Origin of the sequence: Bradyrhizobium sp. McL0615 (assembly GCF_049993905.1) — a bacterium.
In the GTDB taxonomy this organism is placed as follows: Bacteria; Pseudomonadota; Alphaproteobacteria; order Rhizobiales; family Xanthobacteraceae; genus Bradyrhizobium.
The window spans coordinates 7856565-7874350 of the sequence record NZ_CP188254.1 but is presented as its reverse complement, the minus strand read 5'-3'; the positions used below and the strand labels follow the sequence as shown (position 1 = coordinate 7874350).

Here is a 17786-nt window from a genome sequence, read left to right as displayed (position 1 = left end):
AAAACAAAATCCCGAGGGAGAAACTATTAATGAACCGACGCGAACTTCTGAAGGCCGCCGCTGCACTGCCGCTGGCGCAAACCGCACTCTCGCACGCCGCGTCAGCGCAAAGCACGTATCCCTCGCGCAACATCACCATGATTGTCCCATTCCCGCCCGGCGGCCAGGCTGATCTCGCGGCGCGGCCGATTGCACAGGCGCTGGAGCGGATCCTTGGCAAGCCCGTCATCGTCGACAACCGCGCCGGCGGTGGCGGTGGATCGGTCGGCAATGCGGCCGCGGCGCGCGCCGAGCCTGATGGTCATACGCTATTGATGACGCTGTCCTCGCTCGCGGTGCTGCCGGAAGCCGACCGGTTGTTCGATCGCCCGGTGGCCTATGAAGTTTCGCAGTTCGCGCCGATCGCGCGCGTGTTGGCCGATCCGACATTGCTCGCGGTGCCGGCGTCGGCGCCGTGGAAGACGCTGCAGGAATTCGTCGAAGACGCCAAAAAACGTCCCGGGCAAATTCCCTATGGTTCGTCCGGTCCCTACGGCACGCTGCATGTGGCGATGGAGATGTTCGCGTCGAGCGCCGGCATCAAACTGCTGCACGTGCCGTTCCGCGGCGCCGGCCCCGCGCTGACAGCGCTATTGAGCGGCACCGTGCAGGCGATGGCGTCAGCGCCGGGCACGCTGAAGCAGCAGGTCGATGACGGGAAGATGCGCGTGCTGGCCAACTGGGGCGCCGAGCGCGTCAAGAGTTTCCCCGACCTGCCTACGTTCAAGGAACTCGGCTACAAGGATGTCGAGTTCTACATCTGGGCCGGACTGTTTGCGCAAGCAGCGCTGCCCGCGCCGATCATGACGCAACTACGCGAAGCGATGGCGCAAGCGGTGAAAGCACCCGAGGTAATCAAGACGTTCGAAACCGCCGGCAGCCCCGTCGCCTATCAGGACGCGCCGGAATTTTCAAAGTTCGTTGCGGAAGACAGCGCGCGGCTGGTCGCGGCGGTGAAGAAGATCGGCAAGGTAGAGTAGGGAACCCGCTTCACATTTTTTTGTTCGCACCAACGTCGCATGGCCGCATTCCTTTGACAGGCTTGCGCGCATCGCCGCGCGAAATTTTTCGCGTCTGTCTTGTAAATCGAACGAAAGGACCCGGACATGCGAATGCAGCGGATTGTCCTCGGCCTTGCCATCGCGATCGGCGCATCAGGCGTAATCGCTCCCGCATCGTCGGAAGAATATCGCGGAACCTGGGAGCAGCAGATGGCCTGCACGCCCGATGTCTGGCGACTCTGTGGCGACCAGATCCCGGATGCCGGCCGCATCGTGGCCTGCTTGCGGCAGAACACGCCGCAGCTCTCCAACGGTTGCCGCGCGGTGTTCGAATCGAGCGCGGAACAGCAGCAGGCCAATCGCGCGCCGGCGCAGCGTATGCCGCAGCAGACCGCGCCACGCGGCCGCGCGCCGCAACAAATGCAGCCGCAGGCGGTGCAGCCCCAGCCGAGACCGTACTATGAGGAAGACGAATAGGCCGGCGTTTCCGGTGCGGGCCTGAGTTCGCAGACGTCGACCCATTCGGCTCCGGTCAGCTCCGCCATGCGCGCGGGCCTAATCTTCACCGCGCTGTGGGTCGAGCCTGCGGCCGGCACCACGATGTCGAACGCCTTCAGCGAGACGTCGCAATAGACCGGCAGCGGCGTCTTCAATCCGAACGGACAGACGCCGCCGACTTCGTGGCCGGTGATCTCGGCGACTTCCTCGAGGCCGAGCATCTTCGGTTTTCCGCCGAACAGCGCCTTCACCTTCTTGTTGTCCATCCGCGAGGTGCCGGCGGCCACGATCAGCACCACGCGCTCGCCGATCCGCAAGCTCAGCGTTTTTGCGATCCGCGCCGGCTCGACGCCGTAGGCTTCGGCGGCCAGCGCGACGGTGGCGGAGCTCATGCTGGATTCGATCACGGAGATATCGGGCGCCTTTTCTGCGAAGAAGGCGCGGACGGACTCAAGACTCATTTCAGGACCTTATGCGGGACACCAGGGCGGGCAGTTCGGCGAGGCCGTGGATACGGTGATCGGGCACGACGCCGAGTTCATCCATCTGGGTACGCAACGCCCAAAACATCGTCAATGGCGGCAGCGTCTCGCTTTCGAGGCAGGCCAGCGCCATCGCTTCCGGCGTCACCCGCTCGATCCAGGCGACGTTGAGCCCGAACGTCTTGGCGCCGCAGGCGTCCCAGGGATTGGACGAGATGAACAGCACCTCGGCGGGCGGTATGTGCAGCACCTCCTCGATCAGCATGTAGGCTTCGGGACTCGGCTTGAAAATCTTTTTGGCATCGACGCTGATGACCGCATCGAGCAGCTTGTCGAGCCCGCTGTTGCGTACCAGCGCGTCGAGCATGCCGGGGCTGCCGTTGGACAGGATCGCAAGCTTGCGGTCCTTCATCGCCGACAGTGCAGCGAGCGCATCCGGATAGAGATCGAGATGCAAATATTTGTCGACGATGCGCGCAAAGGTGTCGTCGTCATATTCGAGCCCGAGGCTATCGAGCGTGTAGGCCAGTGAGTCGCGCGTCACTTCGGAAAAATCCCGGTAGCGCCGCATCAGAGAGCGCAGCCAGGTGTATTCGAGCTGCTTGATACGCCAGACCTGGGTGATGATGTCGCCATAGCCGGGAAACGCATCCTCGGTGATTTCGGCCACCGACTGGACGTCGCAGAGCGTTCCATAGGCGTCGAAGACGATGGCTTTGATGGTCACTGGCCCTGCACCTTCCCGCCGATTGTCGCGTCAAGAAACTCATGCAGCGCCACGGCCGCCTGATCCGCCGCAGATTGGTTGAATTCGAGATGATGACCCAAAATTTCCCGCGGGGTCTTCAGGCCCGGCACGTCGAATGCGTGATAGGCGTCGGGATAGACGACAAGTTTGATCGGAATGACGCGGTCCTTCGGGCGGGATATCCCCCAACCGTCGCGTCCGACCACCAGGTTGCGGCACTCTTCCGCCGAATTCAAATCGTCGCGTTCGCCGATCAGAATCAGCGCGGGAACGGTCAGGTCTCCCTTTAATCCGCCGCAAGGTGGGTAGAACGCAACTGCGGCGCGGAACTTGTTTGTCGACGCTTGCTCGGCAAAACCACGTTCGACCGATGACAGAACGAAGTAGCCGCCCATCGCAAAGCCGACTGCAGCGACGCGCGCAGGATCGACCGACGGTTGCTGCGCCAGAAAGTCCAGTGCCCGGTAGGCGTCGGAGCCAAAATCGGTTGATATGCTGTTGTCTCTGCAGGTGGTCTTGATGCCGCGCGGACCGAAGCTGTCGACCGAGAGCGCAGCAAAGCCCCAGGACGCGATCCGCGTGCCCCAACGTTCGTCGATATGTCGCCAATTGCCGCTGCAGCTATGTAGCAGGACCACCGCTGGCGACGGGCTTGTCCCGTTCGGATGCCTCAGATACCCCTGCAGCGGATGCGAACTCGCCAGTGGCGTTTCGAGTTCAACGATGGTGCCGCCGGACTGAGATCGAGCCGCGGGACATACGACCGCATATCCGATCAGGAATGCAGTGGTGAAGACAGCGGCTTTGGCGAGCTTCATCACGCACCACCATCTTCGCTCTGCGGCCCGCCCCCGGCGATTATATACCCAAAATCTTCCGCGCGTTGGCTTTCAATACCTTCGGCCTGATTTCCTCGCGAATGTCGAGTTTTGCGAAATCCGCCAGCCAGCGGTCCGGCGTGATCACCGGCCAGTCCGAGCCGAACAGCATCTTGTCCTGCAAAATCGAATTGATGTAGCGGACGAGAATCGGTGGGAAATATTTCGGCGACCAGCCGGAGAGGTCGATATAGACGTTCGGCTTGTGGGTCGCGACCGATAGCGCCTCTTCCTGCCAGGGGAAGGAGGGATGGGCGAGAATGATCTTCAGGTCGGGGAAATCCGCCGCCACATCGTCCATGTACATCGGATTCGAATATTTCAGCCGCATCCCCATGCCGCCGGGCATGCCGGAACCGACGCCGGTCTGTCCGGTGTGAAACAGCGCGATCGCGCCGCCGTCATTGATGGCTTCATAGAGCGGATAGGCCATGCGGTCGTTGGCGTAAAAGCCCTGCATGGTCGGGTGGAATTTGAAGCCGCGGACGCCGTACTCCTCGATCAGCTTGCGCGCTTCGCGCACGCCGAGCTTGCCCTTGTGCGGATCGATCGAGACGAAGGGGATCAGGACATCGAGATTGTCGGAGGCGACTTCCAGCATTTCGTAATTGTTGTAGCGGCGGAAACCGGTCTCGCGTTCGGCATCGACCGGGAAGATCACGGCCGCGATATTCTTGGAGCGGTAATAGGCCGCGGTTTCCGGCACGGTCGGCGGATGCTTGTGCGGCGATTTGAAATAGTCAGCCATGCGCTCCTGAAAATCGTCATAGCCGTCGTCGCCATGCATGCCGCAGGGTTCTTCCGCATGGGTGTGGATGTCGATCGCGACGACTTTCTCGATATCCGGCAATTTGAGCTTGGGCATTGGGCTTCCCCGGCTTGATTTTTGGGTCTGGAAAATTGATTATACTATATAACAAATTCCGCAAGACGGCAGAAGCAAAAGAGCAAGAACAGGGAGCGTGGCATGGCCAAAGTCTCGTCTGAGGGCACGGAGGCCTTTGAGACCGATTTCTGGAAAGACGCCAATCTGCGCAAGGTCTGGGACGACATCGTTCCCGGCGAGCCGCGCAAGACAATTCCCTACACGCTGACCCGACAGGCCATCGAACTGTACTGCAAATCGGTCGGCGAGGATCATCCGATCTATTTCGACGAAGCCTATGCCAGGGCCACCCGCTATGGCGGGCTGATCGCGCCGCCCTCGATCCATATCCTCCTGATGTTCTCCTGCACGCCGGCGGATGACTGGATGCGCTCGCCGGGAACCGTCAATGCCGGGCAGTCCTGGAGCTACAACATCCCGGCGCGCCCCAACGACGTCATCACCTTGCAGGCCCGCGCGCTCGACAAGTTCATCAAGCGCGAACGGCTGTTCGTGGTGCACGACAACGTCTTCTTCAACCAGAAGGGCGATGTAATCTGTTCCGGCCGCGGCTGGACGATTCGGCCGATGTGAGAGGGGAACGATCAATGACCGCTACGTTCGACAATCTCTCCGCCGGCGACGTCATCGACGGTCCGAAATTCGCCGTCTCACGCGAATCGATCCGCCTGTTCTGCGATGCCTCGCTCGACTACAACCCGCTGCATCTCGACGACGACTACATGAAGGGCAATTTCGGCAAGACCAATTTCGGCGGCATCATCATGCACGGCATGAACAATTTCGGGCTGATCTCACGGATGATTACCGACTGGGCGTACCCCGCCGGCGCCATCCACCGCCGGCTGGAGACGCGGTGGGTCAAACCGGTCAAGCCCGGCGACACCATCCAGCCCACCGGAATCATCAAGTCGAAGCAGACCACGCAGAATTCGCGCTGGGTGCTGATCGACGTAATGGTCAAGAACCAGGCCGGGGAGAAGGTGGCGACCGGCGAGGCGATGGTGGAGTTTCCGAACTAATATTGCCGGGAAGCAACGCGACGGTGGCGACACCCATTTGGAACGGCTGCGCTTCGCACGTTCCAAAGAAAATGGGCCACCCGTAAGGTGGCCCTTGATCCGTTCGTTGTAGCGCCTTTATTCGACGATCTCGACGATCCTTCGGCTGCGCGGTTCGACCAGAACCGTGCGGCCGTTGACGACCGTGTAACGGTAGTCGCGAACGCCATATTCTTGCGGTACGTCGTAGTAGGTGACGCCTTCTTCCGGCAAGACGGCACCGACCCGCAGATCTTCGCGGTACTGATAAGACGGGCGCCGCTGTTCGACGACGTAAGTGCGAAAACGCGGACGCGCGTCGACGCCGAGGACGCCGTTCACGCCGCCGACGACACCACCGACCACACCGCCGACGATGGCGCCTACCGGACCCGCGGCCCGCTCGCCCTCCCGGGAGCCTCGTTCGACGCCTCCGGGGACGCCCTGCGCCTGCACGGCAACCGGCAGCGCCACGCTGGCGGCAACGACAGCAATTCCGATAAAACGGCGGATCATGATATCTCCAATGTAAGAATGTGAGCGCGTGACAAGCAACGAGAGCGGATTACGTTCCCTGCTTTTTCGGGTTGTTGGTCCCGCCAGGTCAGGCCGTGGCCCGGACTGACCCAGCCCCCCGTTACCGTGAGCCGGCCTTTTTCTACTTTGCATGGGGTTGTTTTCGCGATTTTGGATCAGGAGCCTAATCGGGGACGCCCGTAGCGCCGCGGGTCGTCAGTTTGCCGCCCGTCGTCTGCCTGGCGAGATGCGCGCTCGGCGGCACGACGTCCTTTGCAAGGCCGACAAAGGCCAGAAACCGGATCGTGAGCCAGGTGTTGTCGAACTCCCACCAGCGATGGCCATGCCGTGCCGAGCGCGGATCGGCGTGGTGGTTGTTGTGCCAGCCTTCGCCGTTTGAGATCAGCCCGACCACGAGGTTGTTGCGGCTGTCCTCGTCGGTCTCGTAGTTGCGATAGCCCCACACATGGGTCACCGAATTGATCGCCCAGGTGATGTGCCAGACCAGCACCGTGCGGACGAACACGCCGAACATCAGGATGCTGAGGCCATTCGTCGCCGCATCGGCAGGCGCCTGGCCGCACAGCCATCCGGCGGCGAAGCCCGCGGCATAGAATAGCGGCATCTGCAGCAGATTGATCCAGGCCAGCCAGTTGTGGCGCTCGAGCGCCACGTAGAATTTGTCGCGCAGAATGTCCTTGGCGTAGCGCTCGTAGATTCCGAGCCGCGCCAATTCCGGCTGATGCACCAGGATCCAACCGACATGGCTCCAGAAGAAACCGGCCAGCGGCGTATGTGGGTCCGGCTGGTCGTCGGCGTATTGATGATGCCGGCGGTGGATCGCGACCCAGCGGGCAGGGGTCTCCTGCAGGCAGGACATCGCGATGACGACCATCGTGTGCTCGAGCCATTTCGGACATATCAGCCCGCGATGGGTGAGCAGCCGGTGGTAGCAAAGGTTGATGCCGAACAGCCCGCACAAATGCGTGCCGAGGATGGCCACGGCCAGACCGCTCCAGCTGAAATAACCGGGCATGAATGCCAGCACGGCGAGGGCGTGATAGGTGCCGATGACGATGATGTACGGCCAGTTGAGCTTGAACGGCCATACCCCCGTAGGCAACGAAATGCGGGATCCCGTGAGCGGGGCGGGCAGGGAGTCGGTGTCGAGTACCGCAGTTCTTGCGGTCGGCCGGCGAGCGGTCGTCATGCCGAAATGGGTTCCATCTGTATGGGGAAGCCTGGCGGGATGGTGCGCAGGGCTGATTCTTCGTATACGCACTAGACTCCGTTTGGGGTCCAAACATTTGAGGCTATTTGGCGCAGGCTGCTGCGAAAAATAGCTTTGGAATCAGTTCCATACCGGCGAAGCCCGGCGGATCCCCCACGTCGCAAGGGGTTTATTGACATCCGGCCATGGCATGGCTTAGAAACCGCCCCGTCCCGGGCGGTTGGCCGCTTTCGGGATAAATCCCATTTTGCCGCTTTCGGGTAGCTCAGGTTCGGCCTTCAACACGGCCTTTCAAAGCATCAGGATTGTCCCATGAAGGTCCGTAACTCGTTGAAATCGCTGCGTGGTCGCCACCGCAACAACCGTCTGGTCCGCCGCAAGGGCCGGGTTTACGTGATCAACAAGGTGCAGCGCCGCTTCAAGGCCCGCCAGGGTTAAGGCCGCCAAGGTTTACGTCCTGGGCGTTGAGCCGGCTTTTTCTTCCACCTTTCACAGGTCTTTGACGACGTGCTGCTTGCAGTGCGATTTTGCGCGTCTAGACTTGGCCCATGATTTTGAGATTCCCGGGCGCCCGTAACTGCCGGATTGTGATGACAGCTGCTGTCCTGACAGCCGTGCCGGCGGCCGCTTTCGCCCAGAACAACACCCAGGTTGTTCCCCCGCCGAAAGCCCAAAAGAAACTGCCGGAAGCGCCAAGCAAGCTTCCCAAGGTTGGCGCCGATCGCACCCGCGGGCTGGATTTCCTGTTCGGCGCCCTGAAGGCCGCCCCCGATGAAGCCAGCGCCAAGCATGTCGAGGCGCGGATCTGGGCGCTGTGGATGCAGACCCCGAGCGACACGGCTGCGCTATTGATGCTGCGCGCCAAGGCCGCGATTGACGCGCAGAAGGTCGACGTCGCGCTGAAACTGCTCGATGCCGTCATCAAGCTGCGTCCCGATTATGTCGAGGCATGGAACCGGCGTGCGACGCTGTATTACCTGAAGAACGACTACACCCATTCGCTGGAAGACATCCGGCAGGTGCTGATCCGCGAACCCCGGCATTTCGGCGCGCTGGCGGGCCTCGGCATGATCATGCAGGACATCGGTGACGAAAGGCGCGCGCTGGAAGCGTTCCGCAAGGCGCTGGCCGTCAATCCGCATCTCGAGAAGGTGCCGGAACTGGTCAAGTCGCTGACCGAAAAGGTCGAAGGCCGCGATATCTGATGCGCGCCTGATCCCGCCCGCAGGGGCCCACGTAAGCGCAAAAGCGGACACCGATAAGATCGCGTCCGGAGTTCGGTTCTGATTCAATCAGAACCGAACTCCGGATGCTGTTTTGACGCGTTTTCTTGACGCGAACCGGTTCCCACTTCGCTCGAAAACGCTCTAATCAAGGGGATCGCGGTTTCCCGACGCTTTGCTTCGGAAGGGAACGTGGCGCCGCCAACGCGCTATTACTGGCGGATGCGTTTACAGGAGCGAGCCATGAAACCATTGCTGCTCGCCGGCGCGATGATTGTCGCGACCGGAACCTGCGCTTCCGCGCAAGGTGGATATTGAGTGGTCGGCAACCGGGCGACCAGCAAATGCGAGATCGTCACGAGCAATCCCGTCATCAACGCCCAGTTCGGGGGCAATATCTGGTTCGGAACCGGACCGTATCAGTCGCTGGACGACGCCAAGCTGGCCCGTTCGACCATCTCCAGTTGCCCAGCGGTGGAAGAGCCGCCCGCAAGCACGCAGGATGACGAGAAAAAATCCGATTAGATCCGTTTTCGGATCGTTTCGCGTCGGGAAACGCGTCGACCCAAAAGGCCTTAGTGCACGGCGTTGCTGCCGCGGGCCATGCCGTCGAGACCTACTGCCGCATAGAACTGCGCCAATTCCGCTTCAAGCTGCTCGTTGACACGCAACAGCGCCTTGAGGGCGCCGCGGATGTCGCCATTGCAACTCGCTACGATCTGATCGATGGCGGCTTCGCTTGCGTCGGAAATCATGGGTACTTCTCCGAATCTACGCTGGAACAACTTGTAGTGAGCGCCCCTGCTCCTGTGGATGTTGGGTACAGTGCTGGCGTCCAACTACTCCTCAATCAGACACGCGCACACATGGCGAAAGTGGCAGCGGCACTGTACAAATTTGCCGATGACATCAGTATGACCCCGCTATCCACAGAATCGCGGCCCTGTGGACAACCTCCGAAACCAGCATCGATCCGGGCCGTAGCTCGCGGGTGCAGAAAATCAGCCGGAAATCCTCGATGGTAGTGGTGATTTTCGTGGCGACGCTGGCGGTGCTGGCGCTGGTCACGCAAGCCGGCGTTTTTTTGGCGCAGCGGGCCCATCCCGCCCAAGGCAGGATGGTCGAGGTGATGGGCGGCACCCTCCACGTCCTCGATATCGGCCCGCGGGATGCGGCCGGTCCGCCGATCGTAATGCTCCATGGCGCGAGTTCCAATCTCGAGGTGATGCGGCAGCCGGTCGGGGAGCGGCTTGCCAGCAAGCACCGCGTGATCCTGATCGACCGTCCCGGGCACGGCTGGAGCACGCGCGCCCGCCTTGAGGATTCAACCCCCGAAATTCAGGCCCGCATGATCGCCGACGCGCTGGCTCAGATCGGCGTCAACAGGGCGATCTTCGTGGTGCATTCCTGGTCCGGCGCACTGGGCGCGCGGATCGCGCTGGATTACCCGCATGCCGTCGCTGGTCTCGTGATGCTGGCGCCGGTGGCCTATCCATGGCCCGGCGGCGTCGGGCGTTACAACAATCTGATCGCCACGCCGGTGATCGGCCCGCTATTCGCCTATACCGTCACGCTGCCGCTCGGCCTGTTGCTCACGGAACCGGGCGTGCGCGGCGTCTTCCTGCCGCAGACGATGCCGGACGGATTTGTCCGGGACACCGCCACGCCGCTATTGCTGCGGCCGCGCGAATTCATCGCCAATGCGCGCGATCTGGTGACGCTGAAGGCGGCGGTGGCCGAGCAGGCGCCGCGCTATGCGCAGATCAAGGCGCCGGTCACCATCATCGCCGGCGATGCCGACAAGACGGTGTCGACCAACATCCACTCACGGCCGTTCGCGGCTGCCGCGCCGAACGCAAAGCTGATCGTGCTGCCGGGCGTCGGCCACATGATCCAGCAGGCCGCGCCCGATCTCGTCATTGCGGAAGTCGAGGCGATGATCGGCGCGATCCCGCCGGGTGCTGCCGCGGCGGCTCATTGAGGCGCGCGGGAGCCGGGGCTCTCACCGACGTTCGTTTTGAGCGATCAGCACGATGGTGACGCCGCACGTGGCCTGACGGCTCCGAATGGGATACGATCGATGGGCGCGGGATTGCGCTGCTCGTCCCGCCGTGAATGAAGCTCAAGAGTTGCGATATCGGGCAGCCGACCTTCGAGGGAGAGCGCCATGTACGCCGCCATTCGTCAGGGCAAGGCCAAGGCCGGCAAGGCCGAAGAACTCACACGCAGGATCAAGGAGGGTGCAATTCCCGTCATCAGCGGGGTCGACGGGTTCATGGGCTATTACGTGGTCTATGCGCCCGACGACACCGTGATCGCGATCAGCCTGTTCAACAATTTTGCGGCCGCCGAGGAATCCAACAAGCGGGCGCTGGCATGGATCGAACACGATCTGGCGCCGCTGTTGACCGGACCGGCGACCGCGTTGGCCGGGCCGGTGATCGTGCACACGCTGGCTTGATGAGGGGACCGCGAGCGCTTTCTTCACCCTCCAGGGGAGGGTGAAGAAACGTAGCTCTCACTTCTGCTTGCCGTCCTTGTCGAACGAGGAAACATAGGCCCAGAGGTTGTTGGCCTCATTCTCGTTCTTGATGCCGGCGAACACCATCTTGGTGCCGGGAATCTTCGCTTTCGGGTCCTTGATGTATTCGAGGAATACATCCTTGCCCCAGGTGACACCGGAATTCTTGTTGGCGTCGGAATAGGAATAGCCCTCGACGGTGCCGGACTTGCGGCCGTCGAGACCGTTCAGTATGGGGCCGACCTTGTTCTTGGCGCCGTCGCCGATCGCGTGGCAGGCCAGGCATTTGTTGAACGAGGTCTTGCCGGCGGCGGCGTCCTGCGCCAGCGCGCTGGATGCGGTGGCCAATGAGGTAACGACAACCAGCGCGCTCAAAGTCGATGTTTTCATGTGGTGCTCTTCGTTTCTTCCCAGGGAGAGAGGCGGATTTCTTGTGGCAGGCCCGCTTGGAATGGACAAGCCACGAAACTTTGACAGTTTTGACCATGGTCGGCTTGTCCGAGAGAGAACTCATCATTTGCAGAACCGCAATCCGACCTTCGGATGGCCTACCCAAACCTTGATAGACGTGCTTGATTTGGCACCACAAATTGATCATTCGCGAAGTTTCGAGGATACGCATGGCCATCATGATGCCGGCTTCCGATCAGGCGGTCCTGGGTCGTCGTGACGCCATCGTCGCAGCGCTGCGCGCGATCGTGCCGGGCGAGGGCGTGATCGACAGCGCGGCCGAAATGCTGCCCTACGAGTCCGACGGCCTGATGGCCTACCGCCAGCCGCCGATGGTCGTGGTGCTGCCCGACACCACGGAACAGGTCTCAAAAGTCCTGAAATACTGCTTCGAGCAGGGCATCAAGGTGGTGCCGCGCGGCTCCGGCACCTCGCTGTCAGGCGGCGCGCTGCCGCTGGCCGACGGCGTGCTGCTGGGCCTAGGCAAGTTCAAGCGCATCCGCGAGATCGATTTCGACAACCGCGTGGTGGTGACCGAACCCGGCGTCACCAACCTCGCCATCAGCCAGGCGGTGGCGCATGCCGGCTTCTACTACGCGCCGGATCCGTCGTCGCAGATCGCCTGCTCGATCGGCGGCAATGTCGCGGAAAATTCCGGCGGAGTGCATTGCCTGAAATACGGCATGACCACCAACAATGTGCTCGGCTGTGAGATCGTGCTGATGTCGGGCGAGATCCTGCGCATCGGCGGCAAGGCCGCGGAGAACTCAGGCTACGATTTGATGGGCATCATCACCGGCTCGGAAGGGCTGCTCGGCGTCATCACCGAGATCACGGTGCGGATCCTGCAGAAGCCGGAGACGGCCCGCGCCCTGATGGTCGGTTTTGCCGAGGTCGAGGCGGCCGGCGAATGCGTGGCGCGAATCATCGGCAATGGCATCATTCCGGGTGGCATGGAGATGATGGACAAGCCCGCGATCCACGCCGCCGAAGCTTTTGTTCACGCCGGCTATCCGCTCGATGTCGAGGCGCTCCTGATCATCGAACTCGATGGTCCGGGTGTGGAAGTCGACGAACTGATCAAGCGCGTCGAGGCGATCGCGCAAGGCTGCGGCTCGACGACGTGCCAGATTTCGACATCGGAGGCCGAGCGCAATCTGTTCTGGGCCGGCCGCAAGGCGGCATTCCCGGCGGTGGGCCGGATTTCGCCCGACTATCTCTGCATGGACGGCACCATTCCGCGCGGCGCGCTGCCGAAGGCGCTGGCGCGGATCCGCGACCTCTCGGTGAAATACGATCTGCGCGTCGCCAACGTGTTTCACGCCGGCGACGGCAATCTGCATCCCTTGATCCTCTATGACGCCAACCAGCCCGGCGAGATGGAACGGGCGGAGGCTTTCGGCGCCGACATCCTGCGCGCGTGCGTCGAGTTCGGCGGCGTGCTGACCGGCGAACATGGCGTCGGCATCGAGAAGCGCGATCTGATGCCGGAGATGTTTTCGGAAATAGACCTCAACCAGCAGCAGCGGCTGAAATGCGCCTTCGACGCGCAGGGGCTGCTCAATCCCGGAAAAGTGTTTCCGACGCTGCATCGCTGCGCCGAACTCGGCCGCGTCCATGTGCACGGCGGCAAGCTGGCGTTTCCGGACATCCCGCGCTTTTGAGGATTTGAGGATGCCGATCCGGGTGGGGCGCGATGGCTGACACATCTCTCGGCACTTCGGCCGCCACAGTGAATGCGCATCGCGCGCCGCGGCTGCTGTTCATCGACAACGTCCGCTGGTCGATGATCATCCTCGTGCTCAGCATGCACGCCTGCGACACCTATAGCCCGTTCGGCAATTGGTACTATGTCGACCGACGCCCGACCGGGCTCGGCACGACGCTGTTTTTCGGCGTCTACCAGAGTTTCCTGCAGGCCTTCTTCATGGCCCTACTGTTCTTCATCGCCGGCTATTTTTCGGCCGCTGCCTATGATCGCAAGGGCTTCGCGCCGTTTGTGCGCGACCGCCTTCTGCGGCTTGGTGTGCCGACCCTGCTCTACATGTTCGTCATCGGTCCGCTGACGCAGTATTTTCTGTCATGGACCTGGGGCAGCGGTGGTTTCGGCCATCAATGGCTCAAGCATGTCAGGGACGGCGAGTGGCTGTCGGAAACCGGGCCGATGTGGTTTTGCGCGGCGCTGCTGCTATTCTCGATCGTCTACGGCCTGATCCGGCGGAGCGGCTGGAGCGAGCCCAAGGTGTCGCTGGGTGACGATCGAGCGCTTGGCCTCGGCTTGGCCGGCTTCGTCATCGTGATGGCCGCATCGACTTTCCTGGTCCGTATCGCGGTCGACGAGGGGGCCTCGGTCCTCAACGTCCACCCCGCCGACTTCCCGCAATATGTCCTGATGTTTGCCGCCGGCGCGCTCGGCTGTCGCGGCAACTGGATGACCGGGTTCCCCGAACGCCTTTGCATCCGCTTTGGGGCTGTGGCGCTTGCGGGTTCGGTCCCGCTGATCGCAGCCCTGATCCTGTTCGGCGGCGGCCTCCAGGGCGAGACACAGCAATATTCCGGCGGCTTCAACTGGGTCAGCGCCGGCAAATGCCTGTGGGAGGCGCTGGTCTGTGTCGGGATGGGGCTTTTGGTGCTGGCGGTCTATCGGCGTAGCTTCGACTGGCAGGGTCCGGTTTCGAAATGGCTGTCCGAGAATGCGTTCGGCGTCTATCTGATTCACCCACCGATCCTGATCGGCTCCGCCATCCTGTTGCACGCGCTCGCATTGAATGCCATTGCCAAGGCGCTGCTTTTGACCGCGCTGGCGGCCGCCGGCAGTTTCGCGGCCTCCGCGCTCGTTCTGAAGAAATCGCCGCTGCGTGCGATCGTCTAGAGTGATTGTCGATGGATACCCCAAGAGTACGTGACGCCAGGGACGTCGAAGAGGTGGTGCGCGCGGCGATCGCCAGCGAGCAGCCGCTCGAGATCATCGGCCATGGCACCAGACGCGCCATCGGCCATCCGATGGCGACCAATGCCGTGCTCGATGTGTCGGCATTGAACGCCGTCTCCGCCTACGAGCCGAACGAGCTGATCATCACCGTGCAGGCCGGTGCCCCGCTCGCCGACGTGCAGTCGCTGATCGATTCCAAGAACCAGCAATTCGCCTTCGAGCCAATGGACACTTCCGTCCTGCTGGGCGTGTCGGGCAACGGCACCATCGGCGGCATGATCGGCGCCGGCCTCGCCGGTCCCCGCCGCATCAGGGCTGGCGGGGCGCGCGATCATCTGCTCGGCGCGCATGCGGTGTCCGGCTTTGGCGACAGTTTCAAGACCGGGGGCAGGGTGGTGAAGAACGTCACCGGCTACGATCTCTGCAAGCTGCTGGCGGGGTCGTGGGGCACGCTGGCGGTCATGACGGAAGTGACGCTGAAGGTGATGCCGAAGCCCGAGAGCGAGCGGACGCTGATGCTCTCCGGGCTCGACGACGTGACCGCGAACCGGGCGATGACCGCGGCGCTCGGCTCGCCCTACGACGTCTCGGGCGCGGCGCATCTGCCGAGTTCGGTGTTCGGCTCCGCGGCGGGGGCGCTGGCGCGCCTTGGGGCGACGGGCCGGGCGCTGACCCTGCTTCGGCTGGAGGGCATCGCGGCTTCGGTGGCGGACCGCGCCGGATCGCTCGGCAAGGCGCTGGCGGCATTCGGCGCGGTGGAGATGCTGCAGGATGGCGCCTCGGCAGCGGTCTGGGCAGAGATCCGCGACGTCGAGCCGTTCGCCGCCAGCGGCGCGCGCGGGCTGTGGCCGGTATGGCGGATCGTCTGCCCGCCGGCCTCGGGTGGCGCGCTTGGCCAGGTGCTGGCGCGCGAGTCCGAAGGCGACGTGATCTACGATTGGGGCGGCGGCCTGATCTGGGCGGCGATGCCGTCGAAGCCGGACGCGCAAGCAGCGTTAGTCCGCGCGCGGGTCGACGCCGCGGGCGGCCACGCCGCGCTGATCCGGGCGTCCGAGCAGGTCAGGCGAAATGTCGACGTCTTCCATCCGCAGGCCGGCGGGCTCGCCGCCCTGAGCGAGCGCGTGCGCCACAGCTTCGATCCCAAGGTCGTCCTCAACCGCGGCCGGATGCTGCGCAGGACTGCGACATGAAAACCGAATTCTCGCTCGCTCAACTCGCCAACCCTGATATCGCCGAAGCCGACAAGATCCTGCGCGCCTGCGTGCATTGCGGCTTCTGCACCGCGACTTGTCCGACCTATGTGCTGCTCGGCGACGAGCTCGATAGCCCGCGCGGGCGCATCTATCTGATCAAGGAGATGCTGGAAAAGGACAAGCCGCCGACCGCGGAGGTGGTCAAGCATATCGACCGCTGCCTGTCCTGCCTTGCCTGCATGACCACCTGTCCGTCGGGCGTGCACTACATGCACCTGGTCGATCAGGCGCGGGTCCGGATCGAGCGCGACTATTCGCGGCCGCTGGCGGAGCGGGCCTTGCGCGCGGTGCTGGCGCTGGTGCTGCCGCGGCCAAAGCTGTTTCGTGCCGGCATGATTATGGCGCGGCTCGCCCGGCCGTTTGCGGCCCTGCTGCCGGCCTCAAGTGCGGCGGCAACTCCCGGCCTGTTGCGCCGAATCAAGGCCATGCTGGCGCTGGCGCCGAAGCGCCTGCCGGCACTGGGACCCGCGGGCGGCAGCGTCTTTGCGGCCATGGGCGAGCGGCGCGGGCGGGTCGCGCTGCTGCAGGGCTGCGCCCAGCAGGTGCTGGCGCCGCGCATCAACCAGGCCGCCATCAACCTGCTGACCCGCCATGGCATCGAGGTCGTCCTCGTCAGGGACGAGCAATGCTGCGGCGCGCTCACCCACCATCTCGGGCAGGACGGCGACGCGCTGGCGCGGGCACGCGCCAACATCAGTGTGTGGCAAAAGGAGGCTGAACGAGGCGGCCTCGACGCCATCCTGATCACGGCATCGGGCTGCGGCACGGTCATCAAGGACTATGGTTTCATGCTGCGCGAGGACCGCGATTTCGCTGGCCCCGCGGCGCAGATCTCCGCGCTGGCAAAGGATATCACCGAGTATCTCGCGGGCCTCACCCTCATCCCATCGAGCCAGAAAGGCGACGTAACCGTGGCCTATCACTCGGCTTGTTCGCTGCAGCACGGCCAGAAAATCACGGGGCTTCCGAAAGAATTGCTTTCCAAGAATGGATTCGTGGTGAAAGATGTGCCCGAGAGCCATTTGTGTTGCGGTTCGGCGGGGACCTACAACATTCTCCAGCCTGACATTGCGAGCAGATTGCGCGATCGGAAGATCGCCAATCTTGCGACAGTCAAACCGGACATGATCGCTGCGGGCAATATTGGATGCATGGTTCAAATTGCCGGCGGTACGTCAGTTCCTGTGGTGCACACGATTGAGCTTCTCGATTGGGCGACAGGAGGTCCAAAGCCTGGATCGTTCTAAAGGATTGAATTGATCGATTGGCCTAAGGGCGTGATCCGGAGCGTCTGCCCCGCATGTGGATGGCGGGATCGGCATCCGGTTTCCTCGGGATCGAACGCGAAGCGTTCGCCCGGAGATAGCGCCCCGGACAAGGGATGGAGCGGGAGGGCACTTCGAAGAAGTGCCGCCCCGATCTGGCCCACGGACTATTCGAAGCGCTCGACAGGCATGGACAGCCGCAACAGGAGGACCAGATGGCGAAGAAGAGTAAGAAGGGCAAGAAGGCTAAAAAGGCCAAGAAGGCCGTAGTGGCGAAGAAGAAGTCCGCCAAGAAGGCGTCGAAGAAGGCCGCGAAGAAATCGGCGAAGAAAGCTGCAAAGAAGGGCGCTAAGAAATCCGCCAAGAAGGCGGCCAAGAAGTCAAAGGCTGCCGCGCCGAAGAAGGCAGCAAAGAAGAGCCCGGCGAAGAAAAGGAAGGCGGCTGCCAAGCCCGCCGCTCCTGCGCCAGAGCCCGAAATGGCGGCAGAACCGGAGCCCGCTCCGGCGCCGAGCTGGGCGACCCCGGAACCGTCCGCACCCTCATGGGAGGGGGCAGGCAAAGGCGAAGAATAGAACCGCACGGCTTCGCGCCGCGTACAGTGTTTCGAGAGGCCGCAGCGTCCCGCGTTGCGGCCTTTTTCGTGCGCGCTATCCTTTGGTTCGTGAGGGCTTTCCGAGGCGATCGAAGCCGTGTTTTCACGGGGAAGTTGATTCGCAAAATGTCTCCGCCGGTTTGTCGCCGCTGCTGCTTTTTCCGTTCCCGATACCGTGCCGGTGGCGCGAAAACCCCAAAAATTGTTGTGAGAATGCAACACACGTGCAGA

21 protein-coding genes and 1 pseudogene are annotated in these 17786 nt (G+C 62.8%); 14 read left to right on the top strand and 8 right to left on the bottom strand.

The window, feature by feature from the left end; genetic code table 11:
* Window positions 1–29: 29 nt before the first annotated feature.
* Window positions 30–1019: a tripartite tricarboxylate transporter substrate binding protein gene (locus ACPPVP_RS37930; RefSeq protein WP_426528641.1), complete on the top strand. Its 990-nt coding sequence runs from the start codon at window positions 30–32 to the stop codon at window positions 1017–1019.
* A gap of 126 nt (window positions 1020–1145) precedes the next feature.
* A complete protein-coding gene (locus ACPPVP_RS37925) occupies window positions 1146–1517 on the top strand; it encodes a hypothetical protein (RefSeq protein ID WP_426528640.1) in 372 nt (123 codons plus the stop codon).
* On the opposite strand, the gene ACPPVP_RS37920 is transcribed toward ACPPVP_RS37925, so the two are convergent.
* The 4 genes from ACPPVP_RS37920 to ACPPVP_RS37905 are packed head-to-tail and all read right to left on the bottom strand — an operon-like array spanning window position 1499 to window position 4511.
* The gene (locus ACPPVP_RS37920; protein ID WP_426528639.1) at window positions 1499–1999 is read right to left on the bottom strand and encodes a YbaK/EbsC family protein; all 501 of its coding nucleotides are present in this window, start codon (window positions 1997–1999) and stop codon (window positions 1499–1501) included. The genes ACPPVP_RS37925 and ACPPVP_RS37920 overlap by 19 nt on opposite strands.
* Window position 2000: 1 nt before the next feature.
* Window positions 2001–2747, bottom strand: a complete 747-nt coding sequence (locus ACPPVP_RS37915; RefSeq protein WP_426528638.1) for a haloacid dehalogenase type II — start codon at window positions 2745–2747, stop codon at window positions 2001–2003.
* Window positions 2744–3586, bottom strand: coding sequence for a dienelactone hydrolase family protein (locus ACPPVP_RS37910; protein ID WP_426528637.1), 843 nt, complete (start codon window positions 3584–3586; stop codon window positions 2744–2746). Before ACPPVP_RS37910 ends, ACPPVP_RS37915 begins: the two co-directional genes overlap by 4 nt.
* A gap of 40 nt (window positions 3587–3626) precedes the next feature.
* Window positions 3627–4511 (bottom strand): amidohydrolase family protein, encoded by an 885-nt coding sequence (locus ACPPVP_RS37905; protein ID WP_214487901.1) that lies wholly within the window; start codon window positions 4509–4511, stop codon window positions 3627–3629.
* A gap of 102 nt (window positions 4512–4613) precedes the next feature.
* Between ACPPVP_RS37905 and ACPPVP_RS37900 the strand changes: the two genes are divergently transcribed.
* Both ACPPVP_RS37900 and ACPPVP_RS37895 read left to right on the top strand, forming a co-directional pair.
* Window positions 4614–5105: a MaoC family dehydratase gene (locus ACPPVP_RS37900; protein ID WP_426528636.1), complete on the top strand. Its 492-nt coding sequence runs from the start codon at window positions 4614–4616 to the stop codon at window positions 5103–5105.
* A gap of 14 nt (window positions 5106–5119) precedes the next feature.
* Window positions 5120–5554 carry a MaoC family dehydratase gene (locus ACPPVP_RS37895; RefSeq protein WP_426528635.1) on the top strand — a complete coding sequence of 145 codons (435 nt, stop codon included), beginning with the start codon at window positions 5120–5122 and terminating at the stop codon, window positions 5552–5554.
* Window positions 5555–5671: 117 nt separating this feature from the next.
* Here ACPPVP_RS37895 and ACPPVP_RS37890 read toward each other — a convergent pair whose 3' ends face one another.
* Window positions 5672–6088: a DUF1236 domain-containing protein gene (locus ACPPVP_RS37890; protein WP_426528634.1), complete on the bottom strand. Its 417-nt coding sequence runs from the start codon at window positions 6086–6088 to the stop codon at window positions 5672–5674.
* A gap of 184 nt (window positions 6089–6272) precedes the next feature.
* A complete protein-coding gene (locus ACPPVP_RS37885) occupies window positions 6273–7298 on the bottom strand; it encodes an acyl-CoA desaturase (protein WP_426528633.1) in 1026 nt (341 codons plus the stop codon).
* Window positions 7299–7631: 333 nt separating this feature from the next.
* Between ACPPVP_RS37885 and ykgO the strand changes: the two genes are divergently transcribed.
* The 3 genes and pseudogenes from ykgO (at window position 7632) to ACPPVP_RS37870 (ending at window position 9067) form a co-directional block, all read left to right on the top strand.
* Window positions 7632–7757 (top strand): type B 50S ribosomal protein L36, encoded by a 126-nt coding sequence (gene ykgO / locus ACPPVP_RS37880; RefSeq protein WP_002718645.1) that lies wholly within the window; start codon window positions 7632–7634, stop codon window positions 7755–7757.
* A gap of 152 nt (window positions 7758–7909) precedes the next feature.
* Window positions 7910–8524 (top strand): tetratricopeptide repeat protein, encoded by a 615-nt coding sequence (locus ACPPVP_RS37875; protein ID WP_426528632.1) that lies wholly within the window; start codon window positions 7910–7912, stop codon window positions 8522–8524.
* Window positions 8525–8785: 261 nt separating this feature from the next.
* A pseudogene (locus ACPPVP_RS37870) lies at window positions 8786–9067 on the top strand (hypothetical protein).
* A gap of 50 nt (window positions 9068–9117) precedes the next feature.
* Here ACPPVP_RS37870 and ACPPVP_RS37865 read toward each other — a convergent pair.
* Window positions 9118–9297: a hypothetical protein gene (locus ACPPVP_RS37865; protein WP_212417885.1), complete on the bottom strand. Its 180-nt coding sequence runs from the start codon at window positions 9295–9297 to the stop codon at window positions 9118–9120.
* A 263-nt stretch (window positions 9298–9560) separates the two neighbouring features.
* Here ACPPVP_RS37865 and ACPPVP_RS37860 point away from each other — a divergent pair, with 263 nt between their 5' ends.
* Both ACPPVP_RS37860 and ACPPVP_RS37855 read left to right on the top strand, forming a co-directional pair.
* A complete protein-coding gene (locus tag ACPPVP_RS37860; protein WP_426528631.1) occupies window positions 9561–10523 on the top strand; it encodes an alpha/beta fold hydrolase in 963 nt (320 codons plus the stop codon).
* A 186-nt stretch (window positions 10524–10709) separates the two neighbouring features.
* Window positions 10710–11003, top strand: a complete 294-nt coding sequence (locus ACPPVP_RS37855) for an antibiotic biosynthesis monooxygenase (RefSeq protein WP_426528630.1) — start codon at window positions 10710–10712, stop codon at window positions 11001–11003.
* 57 nt (window positions 11004–11060) lie between these two features.
* On the opposite strand, the gene cycA is transcribed toward ACPPVP_RS37855, so the two are convergent.
* Window positions 11061–11453, bottom strand: coding sequence for a cytochrome c-550 CycA (gene cycA / locus ACPPVP_RS37850; RefSeq protein WP_426528629.1), 393 nt, complete (start codon window positions 11451–11453; stop codon window positions 11061–11063).
* Between the two features lie 230 nt (window positions 11454–11683).
* Here cycA and ACPPVP_RS37845 point away from each other — a divergent pair, with 230 nt between their 5' ends.
* The 5 genes from ACPPVP_RS37845 (at window position 11684) to ACPPVP_RS37825 (ending at window position 17535) form a co-directional block, all read left to right on the top strand.
* Window positions 11684–13177: an FAD-linked oxidase C-terminal domain-containing protein gene (locus ACPPVP_RS37845; RefSeq protein WP_426528628.1), complete on the top strand. Its 1494-nt coding sequence runs from the start codon at window positions 11684–11686 to the stop codon at window positions 13175–13177.
* A gap of 32 nt (window positions 13178–13209) precedes the next feature.
* Window positions 13210–14385, top strand: coding sequence for an acyltransferase family protein (locus ACPPVP_RS37840; protein ID WP_426528627.1), 1176 nt, complete (start codon window positions 13210–13212; stop codon window positions 14383–14385).
* A gap of 11 nt (window positions 14386–14396) precedes the next feature.
* Window positions 14397–15635 (top strand): FAD-binding protein, encoded by a 1239-nt coding sequence (locus ACPPVP_RS37835; RefSeq protein ID WP_426528626.1) that lies wholly within the window; start codon window positions 14397–14399, stop codon window positions 15633–15635.
* Entirely contained in the window at window positions 15632–16945 is a 1314-nt protein-coding gene (glcF, locus tag ACPPVP_RS37830; protein ID WP_426528625.1) for a glycolate oxidase subunit GlcF, read from the top strand. The genes ACPPVP_RS37835 and glcF overlap by 4 nt, the downstream gene beginning before the upstream one ends.
* 233 nt (window positions 16946–17178) lie before the next feature.
* Window positions 17179–17535, top strand: a complete 357-nt coding sequence (locus ACPPVP_RS37825) for a hypothetical protein (RefSeq protein WP_426528624.1) — start codon at window positions 17179–17181, stop codon at window positions 17533–17535.
* Window positions 17536–17786 lie beyond the last annotated feature (251 nt).